Below are 18,699 nucleotides of genomic sequence, written 5' to 3' on the forward strand. Positions count from 1 at the left end.
GTATAGTGTACTAATTTATCCATTATATATTCCGTTATCTACTCATATTTTATTATTTTTCACTGTAATGCTATATTATACCTTACTCTATCCGCTTTGTCAAGTCTTTTTTCGGGTAATGTCCGCCTTGCTACTCCCCCTTATTATATTCACTAATATATTACAATATTTCCAGATTTCTTGGTAGTGATGTTAGTGTTTTACAGTTATTTTTATTTTCAACCACGACCATATCTTCAATTCTGACGCCGCCAAGGCCGCTTATATAAATGCCTGGCTCTATTGTAAAGACCATTCCCTGCTGAATTGTTGTCTGCGTATTGTAGCTTCTGATATATGGGAGCTCATGGACATCAAGCCCAACGCCATGTCCGGTTGAATGCCCAAAATATTGGCCATATCCAGCCTTTGTTATTATATCTCTGGTGACAGTGTCAATTTCGGCGGCACTTTTGCCGGCAGTGACGGAGGTACGTCCAAGCTCGTTTGCTATCTGAACAAACTCGTAGATTTCACGTTTTTTTGCCAAATTATCGCCTTTTAATAAAAAAGTCCTTGTCATGTCAGAAAAATAACCCTCACACTCTCCGCCCCAGTCTATCAGCACGAAATCACCGGGCTCTAATAGTTTCTCTGTAGGCTTTGCGTGAACTATGGCCGTGTTGACCCCTGAGGCTATAATTGTGTCAAAGGGGAGTTTTCGCACGCCGGTGGTTTTCAAACTCTCATCAAGTCGAAGCGCTATTTCACGCTCTGTGACTCCCGGACGTATGTATGGCTTCACCTCAATTAATGCCCGCTCGGCACGTTCCACAGCTTTGCTTATCATCTGTAGCTCATAGGCATCCTTCAGTTCCCGCAACACTTCTACCACATCTTGTGTGGCGCTCACTTTGAGCTTTTTACCAAATTCCTGAAACTGCCTCAAGGGAATGGTGTCTTCAATGTAAAATTCCTCAAACCCAAGTTTTTCTATCATAAAGTTGGTGATGAAACTAACACTGTCGTTTTCTGTTATTACAATCTCTGCACCAGAGACCTCTGTCTCGCTTTGTTCTTTGTATCTGAAGTCGGTAAAAAAGAAATCCCCATGTTCGCTTATCAGCAAAAACCCGCTTGAGCCGCTAAACCCAGTAAGATACCGGATGTTTGCAAGATTTATAACCAAAAGAGCGCCAACTGTCCGCTCTCTCAGGATTTCCTTTAGCCTTTCGATACGTCCGGCATTAATTGTACGCTGGTCCTGCATAAAGCTCCTGACTTTTTTCCTTAAGGCGATTTTTTAAAAAATCCAGTTTTCTGATTAAAGCGTTTTCATCCTTATCCATGAGTCTTGCCGATTGCCGCAAGTTATCGAGGTTTATCTTAATTACCTGATTTGCCGGAAACCGTTCCTGAAGCCGGGTGTATGCCTTTATCGCCGATAGAAATCTCTCAGTAAGAATATAGTTTTCTATCATTTCAATTTCCTCTTTAACCACAAGCTCCTCATCCTGAAACTTATCATCTGTTGTGGAACTACCCTCAGAGCTGACCTCTTCAATCCCGTTTTCCTCATCAGTATCAGAGATGGTTTCTATAGTATCCGAAATGATTTCTATCTCATCGGTAATAGAGATGCTTTCCATAAGTTCATTCACTTCCAGGTCTAAATTAGCAGCGCCAACTACCTCCTCATCTCCCTCATCATCAATATCAGATGTTTCTAACACAAGAGCATTCATCTCCGAATCCGTGATGATGTCTATGTCTGAAATTTCCTCGGATGGTAGTTTAGTCCCTGTGTCAAGCTCAGTGCCATAAGTTATTAACTCGTTGTCTGGAGTTGAAGCATAATCTTCAAGGGTTAACTCTATAATTTCATCGTTTTCATCGTCAGAATGCAGGAGTGATTTCAAATCGTACCCATTAACGCTACCGGAAAGAGGTGCCGGCGGCTCTGCAAACGGATCCCATGATACATTTTCCCCATCATTCTGTAACTGAAGAGAGTCCAGCCCTGCTTTGGTAATTATAGTTTCAGTGTCCTCATCATCCTCTAAGGTTACTGGCTCATTTGGGCTTATAATAAAACCACCATCGTCTGTATGAGGCGACTGTTCTAAATCCCCTGCATTAAACACTATCGTATCGTCTATGTAGAAAAGATTTTCTGTTTTTCCACCTTCACTACCAGACTCACTTAAAACCTCTGCCATAATATCATCTAAAAAAGTATCCGGCTCCGTTTCAATGGTGTCTGTGTAGTCATCATCGGCAAGGGATGCTGCTATTATGTCCTCTATATCATCGGTTTTTTTTATTTCCGCTCCGGAATCACTTAAAATCTCCTCAGTAATATCATCTGAGATGATAATCTCCTCTGGTGATATATCCGGTTCTGTTGCAATAGTGTCTGCGTAGTCATTATCGGCAAGAGATGCTGCTATTAAGTCTTCTATATCATTGGTTTTTTCTGTCTTTTCTATTTCATCTGTTAAATCAAACTGGTTTTCTTCAGCAGGGACAGGAGGCATTTCATCATTGCCAAATAACGGCTCAAGCTCGGTCTCCGTAGTATTTTCAGAGAGTGACCTTATAGCCTCAAGAGCTTCTCTGTCTCCTGTGTTAAGGGCAAGAATCCTGTTATTAGCCATGATGGCCTTTTCCGCCTGTCCGGTTTGAGCATACAGAACGGCAAGTTTACGATGCGACAGAATATTGCCTGGTATAACTCCGACAACTTGTTCAAACTCCTCAATGGCACTTTCCACGTATCCACTTTCCATGTATATTTTACCAAGGCTTACATGAGCACTCATATAGTTGGGATGCTTCTTTAAACAGTACTTTAAAATCGTTACCGCTTCAGCCATATCGTATTGTTTGAATTCCTCGGCCAGGGGGACAAGGAGTTTGTAATCATCCCCCATGAAGATTTTTTCCTTCTTTTTAAGGAGTTTTTTGTCTATCTTGCCCATTTTCTATGCGTCCGGTTGTAAGTTTATTTAAAACGGCATCGAGGATTTTTTCGGCACAGAGGCTTTTTTTCATCTCAGGATAGTCTATAATCTGATCCTCTGTCACTATGGAGATAATGTTGGTATCAACGTCAAATCCGGCACCATCTGCTGTAACATCGTTAAATACGATTAGGTCTGCACCTTTTTTAATAAGTTTCTCACGTGCCCTTTGCACATTTGCTCCGGTCTCTGCAGCAAAACCAGCTATAAACGGAGTTTTTGTGCCATTATCAGAGACTTTACGCTCTTTAGCAATCTTTGCCAGTATGTCGTCAGTTTTAGAAAGGTTTAAACTAAAACCGTCTTGTCTTGTGATTTTTACAGAGGCATATTTCTCAGGCTTAAAATCAGAAACAGCGGCGGCTTTAACTACAATGTGCGCATCCTTATATTCACTGAGCACGGCTTGTTCCATCTCAGAGGATGTTTCAACATTAATGACTCTGCCAGCGTTAAAAGCAGGCAGTGATACGGGGCCACTTATTAAAGTGACAAGAGCGCCGCGCCTTGCCGCTTCATACGCTATTGCATAGCCCATTTTGCCCGATGACCGGTTAGTCAGAAACCTTACCGGATCAATGTACTCTCGTGTGGGGCCAGCCGTAACAAGCACCCTCATCCCCACCATGTCTTTTTTACCGTTTATATGACTCATAACGGTTGAGACTATCGTTTCAACAGCTGCCATTTTGCCAACACCAACGTCTCCGCAGGCAAGTGAGCCGCACTCCGGAGGTATCTCTATAACTCCCATGCTCTTTAGAAAATCGAGCCGCCGTTTAAATATTGGGTTTTCATACATCTTTGAATTCATAGCCGGAGCTATGGCAGAAGCTCCGCTATAAGCCGTAAACATGGTTGTCAGGAGATTATCGGCAAGCGGCAGAGCGTACTTTGTGATGGTGTTTAAAGAGGCCGGAGCTGTCAAAAAAAAAGCGGCATCCCGAGCTAACTCAATGTGTGATAATGGGTCAGAAAATGAGTCCGTTACAACCGGATTTTCTGAGACAACCTCAAGACTGAGCGGAGATACAAAACGCGTTGCCGCATCGGTCATCACAACACGCACTCCGCAAGAGGCAGCTTTAAAGGCACGCACAAGCTCCGGCGCCTTATATGCCGCAATGCTGCCCGTTACCCCTAAGATAATGTAGAGGCTGTTGCTACACCTCTTCGTCGTATGACTTATCCCCATCTGAAAACAGGCTCTCTATGTCTATAGTGGGAGTCTTGTCTATCTCCTCTTTTTCCGTAAGGTAGAATTTGAGATCTTTTTCCAGTTCCGACAGATCCTCTTGCTCGGTTTCCCTGCGCTTTTCCTCAAGGAACCGTTTGTAATCAAGACGCTTTGCCTCCTCGTTTGCTTGTTTAGCCTCATCTCCGGTTATAAACTCAAGTATGTACTGGAGGGTTTCCTCAAGAGCAATGGTAGTCACGCGCTTAGCCTTAGTTGCTATCTTTGGCTTCCCTCTGTGGGATAATTCTTTTGCCCTTTGAGCCACAATATTAACAAGTCTGAAGCGGCCGTCTATCTTCTCTTCATCAAGCTCAATCGGCAGCGATATTAAATCCATATAAATGTTTCCTCCTCAAAATTTTAATGTATATCAAAATGATTTTCAAGCCATTGATAATCAATGCCATCAGTTCTCAGGCGGTTTGATACGATTATCGACTGTAACTGATTAAGAGCATGGTCTAAGACATCGTTTACGATAATATAATCATAAAAGACACACTCCATCATCTCCTTTTTTGCAACAAGGAGTCTTTTTATAATATCCTCCTCAGAGTCCTTACCTCGTCCCCTTAGGCGCTGCTCAAGGGTTTCCATAGAAGGCGGAAGGATAAATATAAAGACGGCATCAGTGTGTTTGGCCTTAATCTGTCTTACCCCCTGAATGTCTATATCAAGCAGCACATCACCTCCGGATGAAAGTATCTCTTCTATCCTTTTTAAAGATGTGCCGTAGTAGTTACCAAAAACCTCTGCCCACTCTATAAACTGTCCGCCGTTAAGCATGAGTTTAAATTCCTCAACGCTTATAAACGTGTAATCCACGTCCTGTATTTCGCCGACTCTTGGCTTACGTGTTGTGAAAGAGACGGATTCCTTTAAGTTTGGCACCAGATCAAGCAAAGATGTGCACAGTGTGGTTTTGCCGGTTCCTGACGGTGCTGACAATATATAAAGCCTGCCTTTATTATTTCTCTGTAACATGCAACTTTCATTCAATGTTTTGTACCTGCTCACGAAGTTTCTCTATTTCAAGCTTCAGGTTAACCGCCTCAGCCCCTATGTCGTAATGCCCTGCTTTTGAGGAAATCGTGTTAGCCTCCCGATTTAATTCCTGCAATAAGAAATCAAGTCCCTTACCTATATTATCATTATTTTGAAGGATTTTGTTAAATTGTTTGAGATGGCTTCCAACCCGTTCGATTTCCTCTGATATGTCCATCTTATCTGAAAGAATTGCCGCCTCCTGAATCAGACGGTTTTCATCTATTACAAAGTCTTTGAAAAGCTCATTCAGTCTCTCTCGTAATTTTTCAGAGACCACAGACATAGCCGCCTTTTGCCGATGTTCAATTTCTGTGATTATCTCTGAAAGTGTGCGAAGACGGTTTTGCACTATGTCATAGAGATTTTTGCCCTCTTGTTGCCTCATATCTATAAGGCCTCGGAGCGCATCCCTAAAAATCCCCTCAAGAATTTCCTCTGCCGGATTCTCATCCTCCTTTATTACTGCCTCTTTAAAGGACAACACAGTGGCGATGTCCACACTGCCGCTGAGTTTAAACTCCTCCTTAAGAGCATTTAAAGAGTCAACCATAGGGCCCACAAAATCCCTGTTTATCATCACCCGTGTGCCCGGCACCTCTGATGTAGTGCTGATATAAACGTCAACACGCCCGCGGTTTAAGTGTTCCTTAATGATTGCTCTTAACATCGGTTCATGTTTAAGCATAAACACAGGAGCTTTTATAGAAATATCAAGGTATCTGTGGTTAACCGAGCGGATCTCTACTTTCAGAGCATCCTTCTGAGCACAGCCGTAACCTGTCATACTGAAAATCAAGCTGTGCCTCCGGGTTTTTCGGCGGTAAAGGCAATGAGAGCATCTATATCATTGATTCCAATTTCCTTTTGAAACGCATCCGAGAGCCTTTTACATAGAGCACGGGATGTTTTTAGTTCATTTTCTCCAATTATAACAACAAAAGATGCGTTTAATTTATCAGCACTCTTAAGATGGCTTTTAAGTGAATGTCTGCCGTCTCCAAGCTCTGTGACAAAACCCCTTTGGCGCAAGGATTGGCTTAACACAAATGCTTTGTTTTCAGCGGCACTGCCTAGTGGCGCAAGATAAAACACAGGGATGCTCTGATTTTTCGTTTCTCCAACAAGAGCGACAAGCCTCTCCATGCCGATAGCAAACCCAACGGCAGGAGTTGCGGGGCCGTTAAAATCAGAAACAAGATTATCATACCGCCCGCCTGCGGCCACAGCTTTTTGAGCTCCCAGGTGTTCAGTAGTAATCTCAAAAGCCGTCCGGTTGTAGTAATCCAGCCCACGCACAATATAGGGGTTTTCTTTATAATCTATTTCTAAAGCTGTGAGCAGCTCTTTAAGTCTTTCGTGGTGAGTTTTACAATCGTCACAGATGTAATCAAGAATGACCGGTGCGCCTGCTCTTTGCTCAACACAGCGCTCTACTTTACAGTCGAGCATCCGAAGAGGGTTTTTAGCAATACGTACCTGGCAATCGTTACAGAGCACTCCTTTTTTAGAAAAGAACCCAACAATAGCGTCCCTGTAGCTACCCCTGCACTTATTGCACCCAATTGAGTTCAGCTCTATAGTAAGGTTGGTTAAATCTAACCTCTGAAAAAGCGTGTGAGCCATAGTAATTACCTCGGCATCTACAAGCGGACTGGCACTGCCCAAAGCCTCAACGCCAATTTGGTAAAACTGCCTGAGCCGTCCCTTTTGGGGCCGCTCGTACCGGAACATCGGGCCGTAGTAGTAGAATTTCTGAGGAGATGGCAGAAGGTGCAGGTTGTTTTCAACATAGCAGCGCACCATGCCTGCTGTACCCTCAGGACGAAGGGTTATGCTCCTGTCACCTTTGTCCGTAAAGGTGTACATTTCCTTTCCGACAATATCCGTAGTCTCTCCGATGGAGCGGATAAAAAGCTCGCTGTGCTCAATGACGGGAATCTTTATCTCATTGAAACCAAATGAGCTGAAAACCTCCTTTGAGGTTTCCTCTATCCGGTTCCATGTATAAATCTCTGGCGGCAGGACATCACATACGCCCTTAAGGGTACTAAGTTTCGTCACTGTCGTTTCCAAAACTTTGCCGACGGTTTTCGTCCCACTCCTCGCCCTCTCCCTCACGCTCTTTATCAAACTCGATTTCTCTTGTTATTTTTTCCGTCAGCCTGCGGATTTCCTCTTTAAAATGTCTTCTGATTCCTTTTAAGTCAACTATGTCCTCGTGTATTTTAACGACACGCTCCTGGGCGCGTTTTATTATTTCATCGGCTTTAAGCTCAGCCTCACGGGTTATCAACTCTGCCTCTTTCCGTGCATTGCTCTTGTAGGCTTCTATCATCTGTTGAGCCGTTATGAGAGTTTCCCTGAGCGTTGACTCCATATTTTTATGCTCTTTCAGTTGGCTCTCTATTATGTGGAGCTGCTCTTTTAAAGATGTGTTTTCCCTTAACAGCTCCTCCATCTCCTCACGTAGCACCTCTAAAAAAGCATACACCTCCTCCACGTCAAAACCCCTGAATTTGACCGGAAACTGCTTCTGCTGAATATCAAGCGGTGTTATTCTCATCCGTTTCTCCTTATATTTAAGGCTTTACTTTTAAACAATTCTTCTTAATTGCAATAAACAACTATTAAGGCATTGACATTATAGCATTTTATCGGAATGTTTCACCAATTATGTAAAGTATTGCAAAAAATTTTTATCTACATATACGCACAGACAAATTAAATGACCCTAAAACGTGGGGATACAGATGGACGGATGTACTTCAATATCATACCAGGTTGCAGTAGTTATTCCTTAACAATTTTCCATAGACTCGTGCGTGATATGCCAAGCACTTCGGCTGCCTTAGTTTTGTTTCCGCCAAGGCGGTTTAACACGTCAATAGCATAGTCTTTTGTAAAATCATCTATGGATTTTATGGCCTCATCGTGTTTGGTTTCCTCTTTAGCTACACTTAGTGCCTTCCACGGCATATAATCAAGGGTTATCAGGCTGGTCTTTTCAAGAATAATAGCCCGCTCTATGATGTTTTCAAGCTCGCGGACATTGCCAGGATAATCGTATTTAAGAAGTATTGCATCTGCTTTTTCTGTAAAACCTTCAACTGTTTTCCCGTATTTAGGCAGGTTTTTATACAAAAAATAATTTGCAAGCGGCAGGATATCGTCTGCACGTACTCTAAGAGGCGGTATCTGAATTTCCATTACGTTAAGCCTGTAGTAGAGGTCTTTTCGGAATTTGCCGGCCTCGACAAATGCTGTTATATCACGGTTTGTGGCCGCTATAAACCGGACGTCAACCCGTATTGGTTTTAACCCGCCAACTCTATAAAATTCCCCATCCTCGATCACCTTTAATATTTTAGCTTGCACCCCGGGTGAGAGCTCTCCAATCTCATCTAAAAACAAGGTGCCTGTGTCTGCTATTTCCACAAGTCCCTTTTTAACCTTCGTTGCTCCCGTAAAGGCCCCTGCCTCATGGCCAAACAGCTCGCTGTTTAACAGCTCATCCGTAAGGGTCGCACAATTTAGCGAAATAAACGGCATGTTTTGGCGTTTGCTTGAAAAATGCGCTAACCGTGCCACCAAACTCTTTCCCACGCCGCTTTCTCCGGTAATCAGAAACCGGCAGTCAGAGTCCTTAATGCTTTCTACCAAGTCCAGAACATCTTTCATTTTCTGGCTCTCCGCAAGTATAAAAACATCCTTGCCATGGTCAACGATAGCTTTAAGGGCTGTGTTTTCTTTTTTAAGAGATTTTATATGTTCAATTTTTTTAAGCTTTAGAGTCAACTCATCCAAATCAAACGGCTTTACGATGTAATCGTAGGCGCCGTTTCTCATAGCGCTCACTGCCGAGTCGACGCTCCCAAAGGCGGTTATTATTATAACTTCTATATCAATACTATTTTCTTTAATTTTGTGCAAAAGCTCAATACCTGTCATACCCGGCATTTTAATGTCTGTTATCAAAACGTCAAAGTCATGCTCAGCAAGTTTTGCCCATGCCTCAGTGCCGTTTGACACACCGGTAGCCGTATAACCCTCTTTGCCCAGTATGTACAGAAGATGCTCAAGAGTAATCTGTTCATCCTCGGCCACCAAAACTCTAAGCGGCATGATAATCTCCCCGGCTTTCCACAGGCAGCACAATCTTAAAACATGTCCCCCGCCCGGCCTTTGATTCTAATTTAATGTCCCCTCCGTGTTTCTTTATTATGCCATATACTATTGAAAGGCCAAGCCCGGTTCCCCGGTCCTTTGTAGTGAAAAAGGGCTCAAAAATCTTTTCAGCGTTTTCGGCACTTATCCCAGGCCCTGTATCTGATAATTCTATATTTACCATTTCCCCGACTAATTTTACCATAATCTTCAATTGTCCGCCACCTTTAATTACATCAAAGGCATTATTGAAGAGATTTATAAACACACGCTCCATCTGTTCCATATCTAATCTCATGAAAATCTCCTCAGGAACACTCTCGTGAATAAACTCTATTTCCTGAGGAGGCCGGATGTGTACAGTGTGTTGGTAGGCTGAGGTGATAAGGCGGTTGATTTCCACCTCAGCAAGTTGTTTATCTTTACCGCGGGCAAACTCAAGCAAATCGGACACTATCCCCCTCACACGCTTGGTCTGTCCTGATATATCACCGATTATTTTTGTTATAAATTTATTCTCATTGTCTTTCATCTCCCGCAAAAGCACCTGTGCAGACAGATAGATATTATTGAGAGGATTATTTAACTCATGTGCCACACCTGAGGCTAAAGTCCCGATAGCTGCTAATTTCCGGCTCTGAAGAAGTTCTGCGTTTTTTTCCTTTATTTCGATATCACGCTCAAAAAGCTGCTTTTGCATCTCATTAAATTTACTCTTTATAATCCCTAACTCATCCCCGGCTTTAACATCTGTGGTTTCGTTGTAAACAATTCTGAAATTGCCTTTTGCCATGTTTTCCACCTGAGATTTGAAATCATTAAGTTGTCTTACTATGTTTGTGCTTAAAAGAAGCAGGCTGCCTATTCCGATTATCAAAGAAAGAGGAAGAAACAGGGCTATAGCAGTCTGTGACTTATTTATTTCACGGTCAACCTTTTCCCTTCCTTTTTTGTCCAGCTCGTTAGATAAACTTAAAATACTCTCCCCCTCTTTTCTCAAACTGAGAATTTCAGAGTCCAGTCTGTTTAGACGCACCATTAGCTCTGAGTCTGCGGCGAGTTTGTGTCTTTCCAACAGATATGTCTTTACCTTATCAGGGTGGTCTGTGTAAATCAGTTTTAAAAGTTCATAATCGTTCTCGTTCTGATTTTTTATCTTTTCCATACTTACCTTTACAGCATCCACTGTGCTTACTATTGCTTCAAATCTTTTCCCATAAACACCGAGAAGTTTGTCAAGGTCACTGAGTTTCTCTGTTTTAGAAAATTCCGGTGTGTTTTTGATAATATTTCTGAGTTCATTAAAAATTTTAAACAGGAGTTCGGATTCTTTTTGGGTAGCAACAGTTTCGTAGAGGAAATAGTTCTTTTCGTGGCGCCTGAGATCGAAGCACTTGCTCCTGATAGTGTTAGCAACTTCTAAAAATGCGATTTCCTTTTTCATACTAAAGAAATTAGCAAAAATCAACCCGCACATGGCAATCACTAAAAAAGCCGTCACGGAAAAACTCATCATCATTTTCTTTCTGAGTGACATTATCTTGCTGTCGCAAACACGATTAGAATTTAGTTGTTACGGGAGCGCTTTTAAAACTTTAGTTACCGATTAGTTTTTTAATAAACCGCTCTGTGACCTTTAAATAATCCTTAACGGAGTTTGTTTCAGTGATTAACCCTCTGTAGTAGCCAGCAATATGGAGGGCTCCGTAAAGACGCTCAAAGTCTTTTAACAGTTTGCCGTTGTGAACGGATATGTGTTTTTGTAAGGCGGCTCTGTAGCTATCCACAGATTGTGGCAGCTCCTTTACCGACAGGCCATTTTCATGTATCAACACCTCATCTATGGCCTCAAGTATAGCCAGATAAGCAGTACCAAAGGCCTCACGCACAGGTTTAACATCGGCATAAAAGTCACCGTCTATCTCAATTGTTTCCAATATCTCCCGTGCATTGGCTAAATACCTGAGGGCCTCACCTTGCGGGTGTTTTTTAGAACGGCGTATCATTTTTTTGTCCTCGTCATACCTTTATACTAACGGTAAGTGAACACTTCAGTCAATAATAGTTTTTATAAATAAAATTTAAAAGCGGCAAGGCACGCCCACCGAAATGGGCAGTGCCTCTCCCTTAAATTTATAAACATGTGTATCAGATTAGCTACATATAACCGTTTTTAACCACAAGAACAGAACACGGGGCCAGTGCCACAACGCGTTCAGCGACACTTCCCATTAGAAGTTTCTCAATCCCAGTTCTTCCGTGAGAACCCATTATTACCAAATCGGCGCCTGACTCCATCGAGGCGTTAACCACTGCCTTATACGGCTCACCGACAAGAGAAAGTGTTTCAACAGCCACTCCGCGCTTTGCAGCTTTCGTTTTAACTCTTTCCAGATTTCTCAGAGCCTCCGGTGTCTTCTCTTTAGTGGATGCAACGGAAACAGCATGAAAACTCCTGACGAAAGGACATCTGGCAGCCATATTGACGGCTTCATTTTCTGCCGCCTCGCTGTACTTTGAGCCGTCAGTAGCAAGCATGATATGTTCACCCCGTATCTCTGTCTCTTTTGGCACAACCAATACCTTGCACGGAGAATAGGCTAACACTTTTGCTGTAACACTTCCCATAATCATACGCTTAAGGCCTGTCATTCCGCGCCGCCCCATGATTATTATATCACTTGACTTTTCCAAAGCCTCATCCACAATTCCCCTGTATGCGTCCGATGTGCGACGGATGATTATTTCCAACTCTACGTTTTCCTCGGCTGCCCTTTCTCTGACAGTATCAAAGTAATCATCCAAACGTCTGTCCATAGTTTCGACAAATGTCATGCCGCCAGTTTCAAATCCATCGTTCAGCCCCTGGACAAAAAGCATGGTCAATTTTATACTACAGGATTTGGCTAAGAGAATCGCCTCCTCCACCGCTCCCTTACTGTAGTCTGAGCCGTCAACCGCAAGAAGTATTGATTTCAACTCCCCCATTAGCTCTTGTCTGTACATGACCTCCATCTTTGTTGCATCCATATCTTATATATCCTCCATACCAGTTATTCAGCTTTATAAGCCTTTTTCAATTCCTTTCTCACAGAAGAGAGTGTTCTTTCCTCCCGTAACCCACTCCAAAGAGCCTTTAATATAATGAATGCACCTATCAGAAGAGCTAATATCATGATAGCAAAACTTGTATTGCTCATTATTTTAAGAGCACTGTCGCTAAGGCTGTTAATCACCTTTAGTTTTGTCAGATATACAGGAATCATAATAGCCCGGCTTACTAAAACTATCAACATAATGGAGGCCATGACAACCTTTATCATGAAGGGCTTGACGTAGGTGGTACCGATAGCTCCCAGTTGAATACCAAACAGCGAGCCACCTAAAATTATCATGGCAAGCCTTATGTCAACAAGTCCGTGAAGCGCATATTTAAACGACCCGCCCATCCCCATAACAAACGCTATGACCAGTTCCGTTGCCGAGGCTAAAAGGCCGGGAACTCCTAAAACGTACATCATTGCAGGAACCCCTACAAAACCGCCCACTGCTATAGTTGCGGCAAGCATTCCGGTTGCAAATCCAAGAGGAATTGTAAACAGGACAGATACTTTAGCATCCATGCTCTTAAAATACATCATTGTGCCAGGAATATTGACTGTACGTAACCACAGTGCTAATTTAGTTGGTTTTTCCTCTGCGTCCTGAGTGCCGCTTTTCATAGACTTTAGTACGTCTTTTAAAATTATCCCGCCGACAATTCCAAGTACCAGCACAAAAGCAACACTAACGTAGAGGTTTGAGCCGGCATCACCAAAGGAGTCTTTTATCCGTTGCTGAATCGAGGCGCCATAGAGTACCCCGGCTTCTGCGGACACTCCGATAATAACTCCCAGTTTCACATCCACTTGCCCGTATCTGTATCGTTTTATTGCACCCACCAGGGCTTTGGGAAATTTATGGCACATGTTGCTGGCCACAGCCACAAGGGCAGGCACCCCAATACTCATCATACCGGGAGTCAGCACAAACGCCCCTCCTGAGCCTATAAAGCCGCTAACAAGACCACCTATAAATCCCACTACAAACAGATATACTATCTGCATAGTTCCCAGATCAATGAAATTTGCAGATTCATTTATGACTTCATGCATTTAATGTTTACCTCCTTACCTTTTTAGCTTCTATACCGATTACTGTCCAAAACTCGCCTGTAAAGCCACCATGAACAATTGAAAACAAAAACGCTGCCGCCACGGGAAGTAATGCATAAAACCCGCCTTTTGCAAAAAATCCTGTTATTGCCTTTTGTTGAAGAAGTAAAGCAGCATACAACGTACATGAAAGAAGCCCTAATACCATGAACTTCATAAAACTGCCCTTCTTGTGCTCTCCAGATTCACCCATTGTTTTTTCTCCTTTGTTTTTTTAGTTTTTTTTCAAACGTATATTTCAATGCCAATTCCTCGATGATACCTGCTGTCAGATTACAACCAAAGGACAACTAAGGTTTCTAAGCAGTCCTGGAAATTCTTTGGCCGGAGCTTTAAAGTTGTTGGATGAGGCCACTATAACATAAAGAATTTCCCTGTTAGTCTCGGTGTAGTTGATTATTTCTTGTTTAAGCTGGCCGGTTTTGGCTAATAAACGATAGAATACGTTCTCCTCCACAAGTTGAAACAGAAAATCGTCAAGTGAATTTTTCGGTTCACCGGTTGTCTTTACGTATAAAACATCAAGTTCCGCTCCTATCCTTTTACACATGGTTACAGTGTTTGACAGTGTTTTACTGCTTATGCCCTCATCGGTAATTGCAAGGAGCACCCGTCTGTTTTCATTTAACGATTCATTTGACATGCCAGAGCCGATATCTTCAGTTTGTGGAATCTCTGAGAGCAGCTCCGCCACTTTCTTTTTGTTTATCTTTGGTGAATGTTTCTTAGTCACCTTGCCTCCGGATATTTAGTTTTCAAACTAACTTTGTATATCAAAATCTGTGCCAGGTATAAATTATCATTTTAATTCAGTCACTTACTATTAATACACCGACCTAAAATCATAGTTAGTGTTGCAAAATGTAACAGTTGTCACAATTTACCATAAAACAGGAGACAATAGATGATGTTGCATTTTTTAAATCACTATTGCATAATGCAACAATTAAGATTACTGTGATAACCAGATCCGGTTTCACTTGTGCAAAAGCTAAGTTGCAAAAAAACTTTCAGATTAATTATAATTGTCTCATTGTTCGAGATGTACTATACTTTGGAGGGCAGCTTAAAAAAACACAGGTGAATTCCTGAATGGAGTTTAGCCTGTATATTAATTAGTAAGGGAGGGGGTTATAAGTGAAAATCAGTGCTTCAGTAAATGTAATGGTGGTAGTTTTAATCCTATCTGCGCTTATGGGCGGATTTCTTGTGCGCCGTTCTGTGATGGACTTGACTAATGATGGCAGAATCGTAAATTTTGCCGGTAAAATAAGGGGCGGTACCCAAAGACTCATAAAACTTGAACTTGTAAAAAACCATGCAGAATCAGACAAATTAATCAGCTCGACCGAAAAAATCATAGCAGGTATCATAAACGGAGATTCATCATTAGGGATACCTAAGGTAGATAACGAGTTGTTTATCACAGGGATGAAAAAGGTTGAGTCGGAGTGGAAAAAACTGAGGCAAACCATAACAGAATCAAGAGCCAATCCAGCTCTTGTTGACCAATTAGTCAACGAGAGTGAGGTTATCTTCAAATTAGCTGACGATACCACAGCTGTTGCTGAAACTCTCTCCACTCATCATGTAAATCAGGTTCGTGACGTCATGGTATTAACACTTATCTTCAATATGCTTGTATTTGCCACCGTGTGGTTTCTTTCCAGAAGAAAAGTTCTGCATCCGATTAAACAACTCGCAGAACAGGTCAAAAACATTACCGACAAAGACCTCCGGGTTATAATAGGACATAAGAGCAACGACGAAATAGGACATTTGGCAGATGCTATGAACAATCTGATAGACTTTTTCAATGTGATAATAAATAACACCATAACATCTATAAACAACGTTGTAAACACGATGGATATAGTAAGAACAAAAACCGACAAAACAAGTGAGGGAGCAAAGGATCAACTATCACAAACTATGCAGATAGCAACAGCTTCAACTGAGATGAGTCAAACCATAACGGACATAGCAACGAATGCCGCAATGGCAGCGGGGACATCTTCAAACTCAATGACAATAGCAGAAAAGGGTAAAGACATAGCCTTTGGAGCAATAAACACTGTAAGTGTTGTACATGCTACGACCTCAGAGCTGGCTTCTCTCATAGGCACATTAAACAGCCGCGTAAATGAAATAGGCGACATCCTTGGCGTCATAAACGATATAGCTGATCAGACTAACCTTCTGGCCTTAAACGCAGCCATAGAAGCAGCCAGGGCCGGTGAACAGGGCAGAGGGTTTGCTGTGGTGGCAGATGAGGTAAGAAAACTTGCTGAAAGAACCAAGGTGGCAACAACGGAGATTTCCAGCAAAATAAATGCTGTTCAGTCGGAGTCTGACCGTACAACAAAATCCATGGAAAACGCCTCAATAGAAGTCGGCAAAACAACAGCGCTGATGAATCAGGTAGGGGATGTGTTAAACGACATAGTAAATTCTACCAGCGAGGTGCGTGACCAGATTACCACAATAGCTACCGCAATTGACGAGCAGGCGTGCACAACGGATGATGTTGTTCAAAATGTTGAAAAAACCTCTAATATAGCTCAGGAAATGGAAAGGGAATCAGTAGAGGTCATGAAAGAAGTCAATAAAATGATAGCCTCTGCAGAAGATCTCCGTAAAACTACTACCGGTTTTAAAACCAGAGGAGCTGAGCTCTTAGTGCTTGATTTGGCAATGACTGACCATCGTTTATGGGTAAACCGGATATTGTTTTGTCTAAAGGGAGGGGAACACATAGACCCAAACACACTCTTGGACCATACGATGTGCCGTCTTGGAAAGTGGTACTATTCTGATGGTAAGGATCTCTGCGGCCAGATGCAATGCTTTTGCTCTATGGAGCACCCTCATAAAAAATTACATGCCCTGGGCAAAGAGATAGTGACTGTTTATAACTCCGGAAACTCGCAAAAGTCACATGAAATGTTTGTAGAGCTTGAGAATCTTTCAAAAGCGATTATAGCTTCATTAAAAGAAACAAAACAAAACCTTTCAGGGCATTTAGTTGCTGGCGGACACTCAATGGTAAAAGCGATAGCAAACTAAAATTGAGGCAATACGGTTACTTGACTATTCATTCGTGTTGTTGCTACACTTATCATGTGTGTTTGCTCTTAAATGACAAAGGGGTGTTTTGAGAGTAAAGCAGTATGATTTGTTATTTACACTAATTTTAGCTATATAAACGAAATATTGAATTTGCCGGTAACCTTTTAATTTAGGAGAGAGTAAGACTATGGCAGTATCAACTATCCCAATACAAGGACAGCTCCTGGTGCAGGCCGGATTGGTCACAGAAAAGCAGGTGATGGAGGCCTTCGAACTTCAAAAATCAGAGGGCAAACGTCTCGGTTCCATGCTGACAAAATTAGGACATATAAAAGAAGAGGATCTTGCCGGATTTTACAGCAAACAGTACAAAGTGCCTTTGATAGATATAGGTAAATATCAGATAGATATAGCTCTCCTTAAAAAAGTTCCCTTTGAAAAGGCAAAAAAGCATGTAATGATACCAATTACCATGGAGGGAGAGGCCCTTAGACTTGTCATTGCCGACCCTTCAAACAACCCGGCAATTGAAGACGTTAAATTCATAACAAGGATGAAAGTGGCAATCCATGTGGCAACTGAGTCGTCAATCATTCATGCTATTGAACAGAACTATCCTAAGACAGACCAGCAGAAGTTAGTGCCGGAGGGGGTCAGGCCTGGCGCCAAGACAACTCTGGACATGTCGGAAATTAATAAGCTTCTGGGCAAGGTCACTCAGAACATTACCATTGTAGATCAGAAAGAGGATAAGATTTCCCTCACTGAGGCCGGTACAGCGCCTATAATACAACTGGTAAATGGAATTCTGATGAATGCCATAAGCGACAGAGCAAGTGATATCCACATAGAGCCATGGGAGAAGGAATTACGAGTAAGATATCGGATAGATGGAGTGCTAAAGCAGGCGTTTCCTCCATTTCCGGACTCCATAAAGAATCCTCTTATTTCCAGAATAAAAATAATGTCCCGTCTTGATATATCAGAGAGGCGCATTCCACAGGATGGACGTATAAAGCTCAAATACGAGGGGGGTGAGGTTGACTTCAGAGTTTCAACCCTACCGCTACAGTTTGGCGAAAAGGTTGTTATGAGACTTTTGGATAAATCCAATTTGAACCTTGATTTATCTGTTTTGGGCTTTGATGAAACGCAGCTTAATGATTTCATAGAAGCTATTGAGAAACCGTTTGGGATGGTTCTGGTAACAGGACCTACCGGAAGCGGTAAAACAACTTCTCTGTACTCAGGGCTTTCCCATCTTAATAAACCCGGCGTGAACATTATGACGGCCGAGGACCCGGTTGAGTACAATCTTGCCGGCATTAACCAGGTACAAGTCAAGCCCGATATTGGGCTAACCTTTGCAAACGCCCTGAGGGCCTTTTTGCGGCAGGACCCTGACATAATTCTGGTTGGTGAGATAAGAGACCAGGAGACTGCAGAAATTGGAGTTAAGGCAGCTCTTACCGGACATTTAGTGCTAAGCACCCTGCATACAAACGATGCGCCATCCACAGTCACAAGACTTTTAAACATTGGGATAGAGCCTTTTTTGATATCATCGTCTGTGGTTCTCATAGTTGCCCAGAGATTAGCAAGAAGGATTTGTAAAAGCTGTAAGATAGAAGATAAAAACGTCTCTGAAACTCTGCTTTTGAAAGCTGGTGTACCAAAGGCTGAAATCCCTGATTTTAAGTGTTTTGTCGGCAGCGGTTGTCCCGAGTGCGGTGATACCGGTTATAAGGGCAGGCTGGCCTTGCATGAGGTAATGCCGATGCGTGGTGAGCTGAAAGAGGTAATTCTTTCAGGGGGCACCTCTGAGGCCATAAAAAGAGAGGCGATAAAGCAGGGGATGTTGACACTCAGGCAGAGCGGTTTAAAAAAAGTTAAATTAGGGCTTACCACTATTGAAGAGGTCTTTAGAAACACCATTGGTGATTAAAATGATGTTAAAAACGAGGGT

The 18,699-nt window shown here is 42.4% G+C and carries 17 protein-coding genes; 2 read left to right on the forward strand and 15 right to left on the reverse strand.

Annotated elements, in window-relative coordinates; all coding sequences use genetic code 11:
• Window positions 1-160 precede the first annotated feature (160 nt).
• From HQK88_13535 to HQK88_13605, 15 genes are all read right to left on the reverse strand, one after another.
• Complete coding sequence (locus tag HQK88_13535) at window positions 161-1,249, reverse strand: aminopeptidase P family protein (protein MBF0617825.1); 1,089 nt, start codon at window positions 1,247-1,249, stop codon at window positions 161-163.
• Entirely contained in the window at window positions 1,227-2,960 is a 1,734-nt protein-coding gene (locus HQK88_13540) for a hypothetical protein (GenBank protein MBF0617826.1), read from the reverse strand. The genes HQK88_13535 and HQK88_13540 overlap by 23 nt, the downstream gene beginning before the upstream one ends.
• Window positions 2,932-4,197 carry a bifunctional phosphopantothenoylcysteine decarboxylase/phosphopantothenate--cysteine ligase CoaBC gene (gene coaBC / locus HQK88_13545; protein ID MBF0617827.1) on the reverse strand — a complete coding sequence of 422 codons (1,266 nt, stop codon included), beginning with the start codon at window positions 4,195-4,197 and terminating at the stop codon, window positions 2,932-2,934. The genes HQK88_13540 and coaBC overlap by 29 nt, the downstream gene beginning before the upstream one ends.
• Window positions 4,166-4,576, reverse strand: coding sequence for a DNA-directed RNA polymerase subunit omega (locus tag HQK88_13550; protein ID MBF0617828.1), 411 nt, complete (start codon window positions 4,574-4,576; stop codon window positions 4,166-4,168). Before HQK88_13550 ends, coaBC begins: the two co-directional genes overlap by 32 nt.
• Before the next feature lie 23 nt (window positions 4,577-4,599).
• Window positions 4,600-5,223: a guanylate kinase gene (gene gmk, locus HQK88_13555; protein ID MBF0617829.1), complete on the reverse strand. Its 624-nt coding sequence runs from the start codon at window positions 5,221-5,223 to the stop codon at window positions 4,600-4,602.
• Window positions 5,224-5,230: 7 nt separating this feature from the next.
• The gene (locus HQK88_13560) at window positions 5,231-6,082 is read right to left on the reverse strand and encodes a YicC family protein (protein ID MBF0617830.1); all 852 of its coding nucleotides are present in this window, start codon (window positions 6,080-6,082) and stop codon (window positions 5,231-5,233) included.
• Complete coding sequence (locus HQK88_13565; GenBank protein ID MBF0617831.1) at window positions 6,079-7,347, reverse strand: histidine--tRNA ligase; 1,269 nt, start codon at window positions 7,345-7,347, stop codon at window positions 6,079-6,081. The genes HQK88_13560 and HQK88_13565 overlap by 4 nt, the downstream gene beginning before the upstream one ends.
• On the reverse strand, window positions 7,334-7,849 hold the full coding sequence (locus HQK88_13570) for a DivIVA domain-containing protein (protein ID MBF0617832.1): 516 nt from the start codon (window positions 7,847-7,849) through the stop codon (window positions 7,334-7,336). The genes HQK88_13565 and HQK88_13570 overlap by 14 nt, the downstream gene beginning before the upstream one ends.
• Before the next feature lie 227 nt (window positions 7,850-8,076).
• Window positions 8,077-9,408, reverse strand: a complete 1,332-nt coding sequence (locus HQK88_13575; protein MBF0617833.1) for a sigma-54-dependent Fis family transcriptional regulator — start codon at window positions 9,406-9,408, stop codon at window positions 8,077-8,079.
• The gene (locus HQK88_13580) at window positions 9,398-10,987 is read right to left on the reverse strand and encodes a hypothetical protein (GenBank protein ID MBF0617834.1); all 1,590 of its coding nucleotides are present in this window, start codon (window positions 10,985-10,987) and stop codon (window positions 9,398-9,400) included. The genes HQK88_13575 and HQK88_13580 overlap by 11 nt, the downstream gene beginning before the upstream one ends.
• A 58-nt stretch (window positions 10,988-11,045) precedes the next feature.
• Window positions 11,046-11,456 (reverse strand): DUF5618 family protein, encoded by a 411-nt coding sequence (locus HQK88_13585; GenBank protein ID MBF0617835.1) that lies wholly within the window; start codon window positions 11,454-11,456, stop codon window positions 11,046-11,048.
• Window positions 11,457-11,607: 151 nt separating this feature from the next.
• Entirely contained in the window at window positions 11,608-12,480 is an 873-nt protein-coding gene (locus HQK88_13590) for a universal stress protein (GenBank protein ID MBF0617836.1), read from the reverse strand.
• Between the two features lie 23 nt (window positions 12,481-12,503).
• Window positions 12,504-13,604 carry a sulfite exporter TauE/SafE family protein gene (locus tag HQK88_13595; protein MBF0617837.1) on the reverse strand — a complete coding sequence of 367 codons (1,101 nt, stop codon included), beginning with the start codon at window positions 13,602-13,604 and terminating at the stop codon, window positions 12,504-12,506.
• 7 nt (window positions 13,605-13,611) lie between these two features.
• Window positions 13,612-13,857, reverse strand: coding sequence for a hypothetical protein (locus tag HQK88_13600; protein ID MBF0617838.1), 246 nt, complete (start codon window positions 13,855-13,857; stop codon window positions 13,612-13,614).
• A gap of 75 nt (window positions 13,858-13,932) precedes the next feature.
• The gene (locus HQK88_13605) at window positions 13,933-14,397 is read right to left on the reverse strand and encodes a hypothetical protein (GenBank protein ID MBF0617839.1); all 465 of its coding nucleotides are present in this window, start codon (window positions 14,395-14,397) and stop codon (window positions 13,933-13,935) included.
• A gap of 404 nt (window positions 14,398-14,801) precedes the next feature.
• Here HQK88_13605 and HQK88_13610 point away from each other — a divergent pair, with 404 nt between their 5' ends.
• Together HQK88_13610 and pilB are read left to right on the forward strand one after the other, a co-directional pair.
• The gene (locus HQK88_13610; protein ID MBF0617840.1) at window positions 14,802-16,730 is read left to right on the forward strand and encodes a CZB domain-containing protein; all 1,929 of its coding nucleotides are present in this window, start codon (window positions 14,802-14,804) and stop codon (window positions 16,728-16,730) included.
• Window positions 16,731-16,920: 190 nt separating this feature from the next.
• Window positions 16,921-18,678 carry a type IV-A pilus assembly ATPase PilB gene (pilB, locus tag HQK88_13615; GenBank protein MBF0617841.1) on the forward strand — a complete coding sequence of 586 codons (1,758 nt, stop codon included), beginning with the start codon at window positions 16,921-16,923 and terminating at the stop codon, window positions 18,676-18,678.
• Window positions 18,679-18,699: the final 21 nt, after the last annotated feature.

It is taken from the genome of Nitrospirota bacterium, from assembly GCA_015233895.1.
Classification (GTDB): domain Bacteria; phylum Nitrospirota; class Thermodesulfovibrionia; order Thermodesulfovibrionales; family Magnetobacteriaceae; genus Magnetomonas.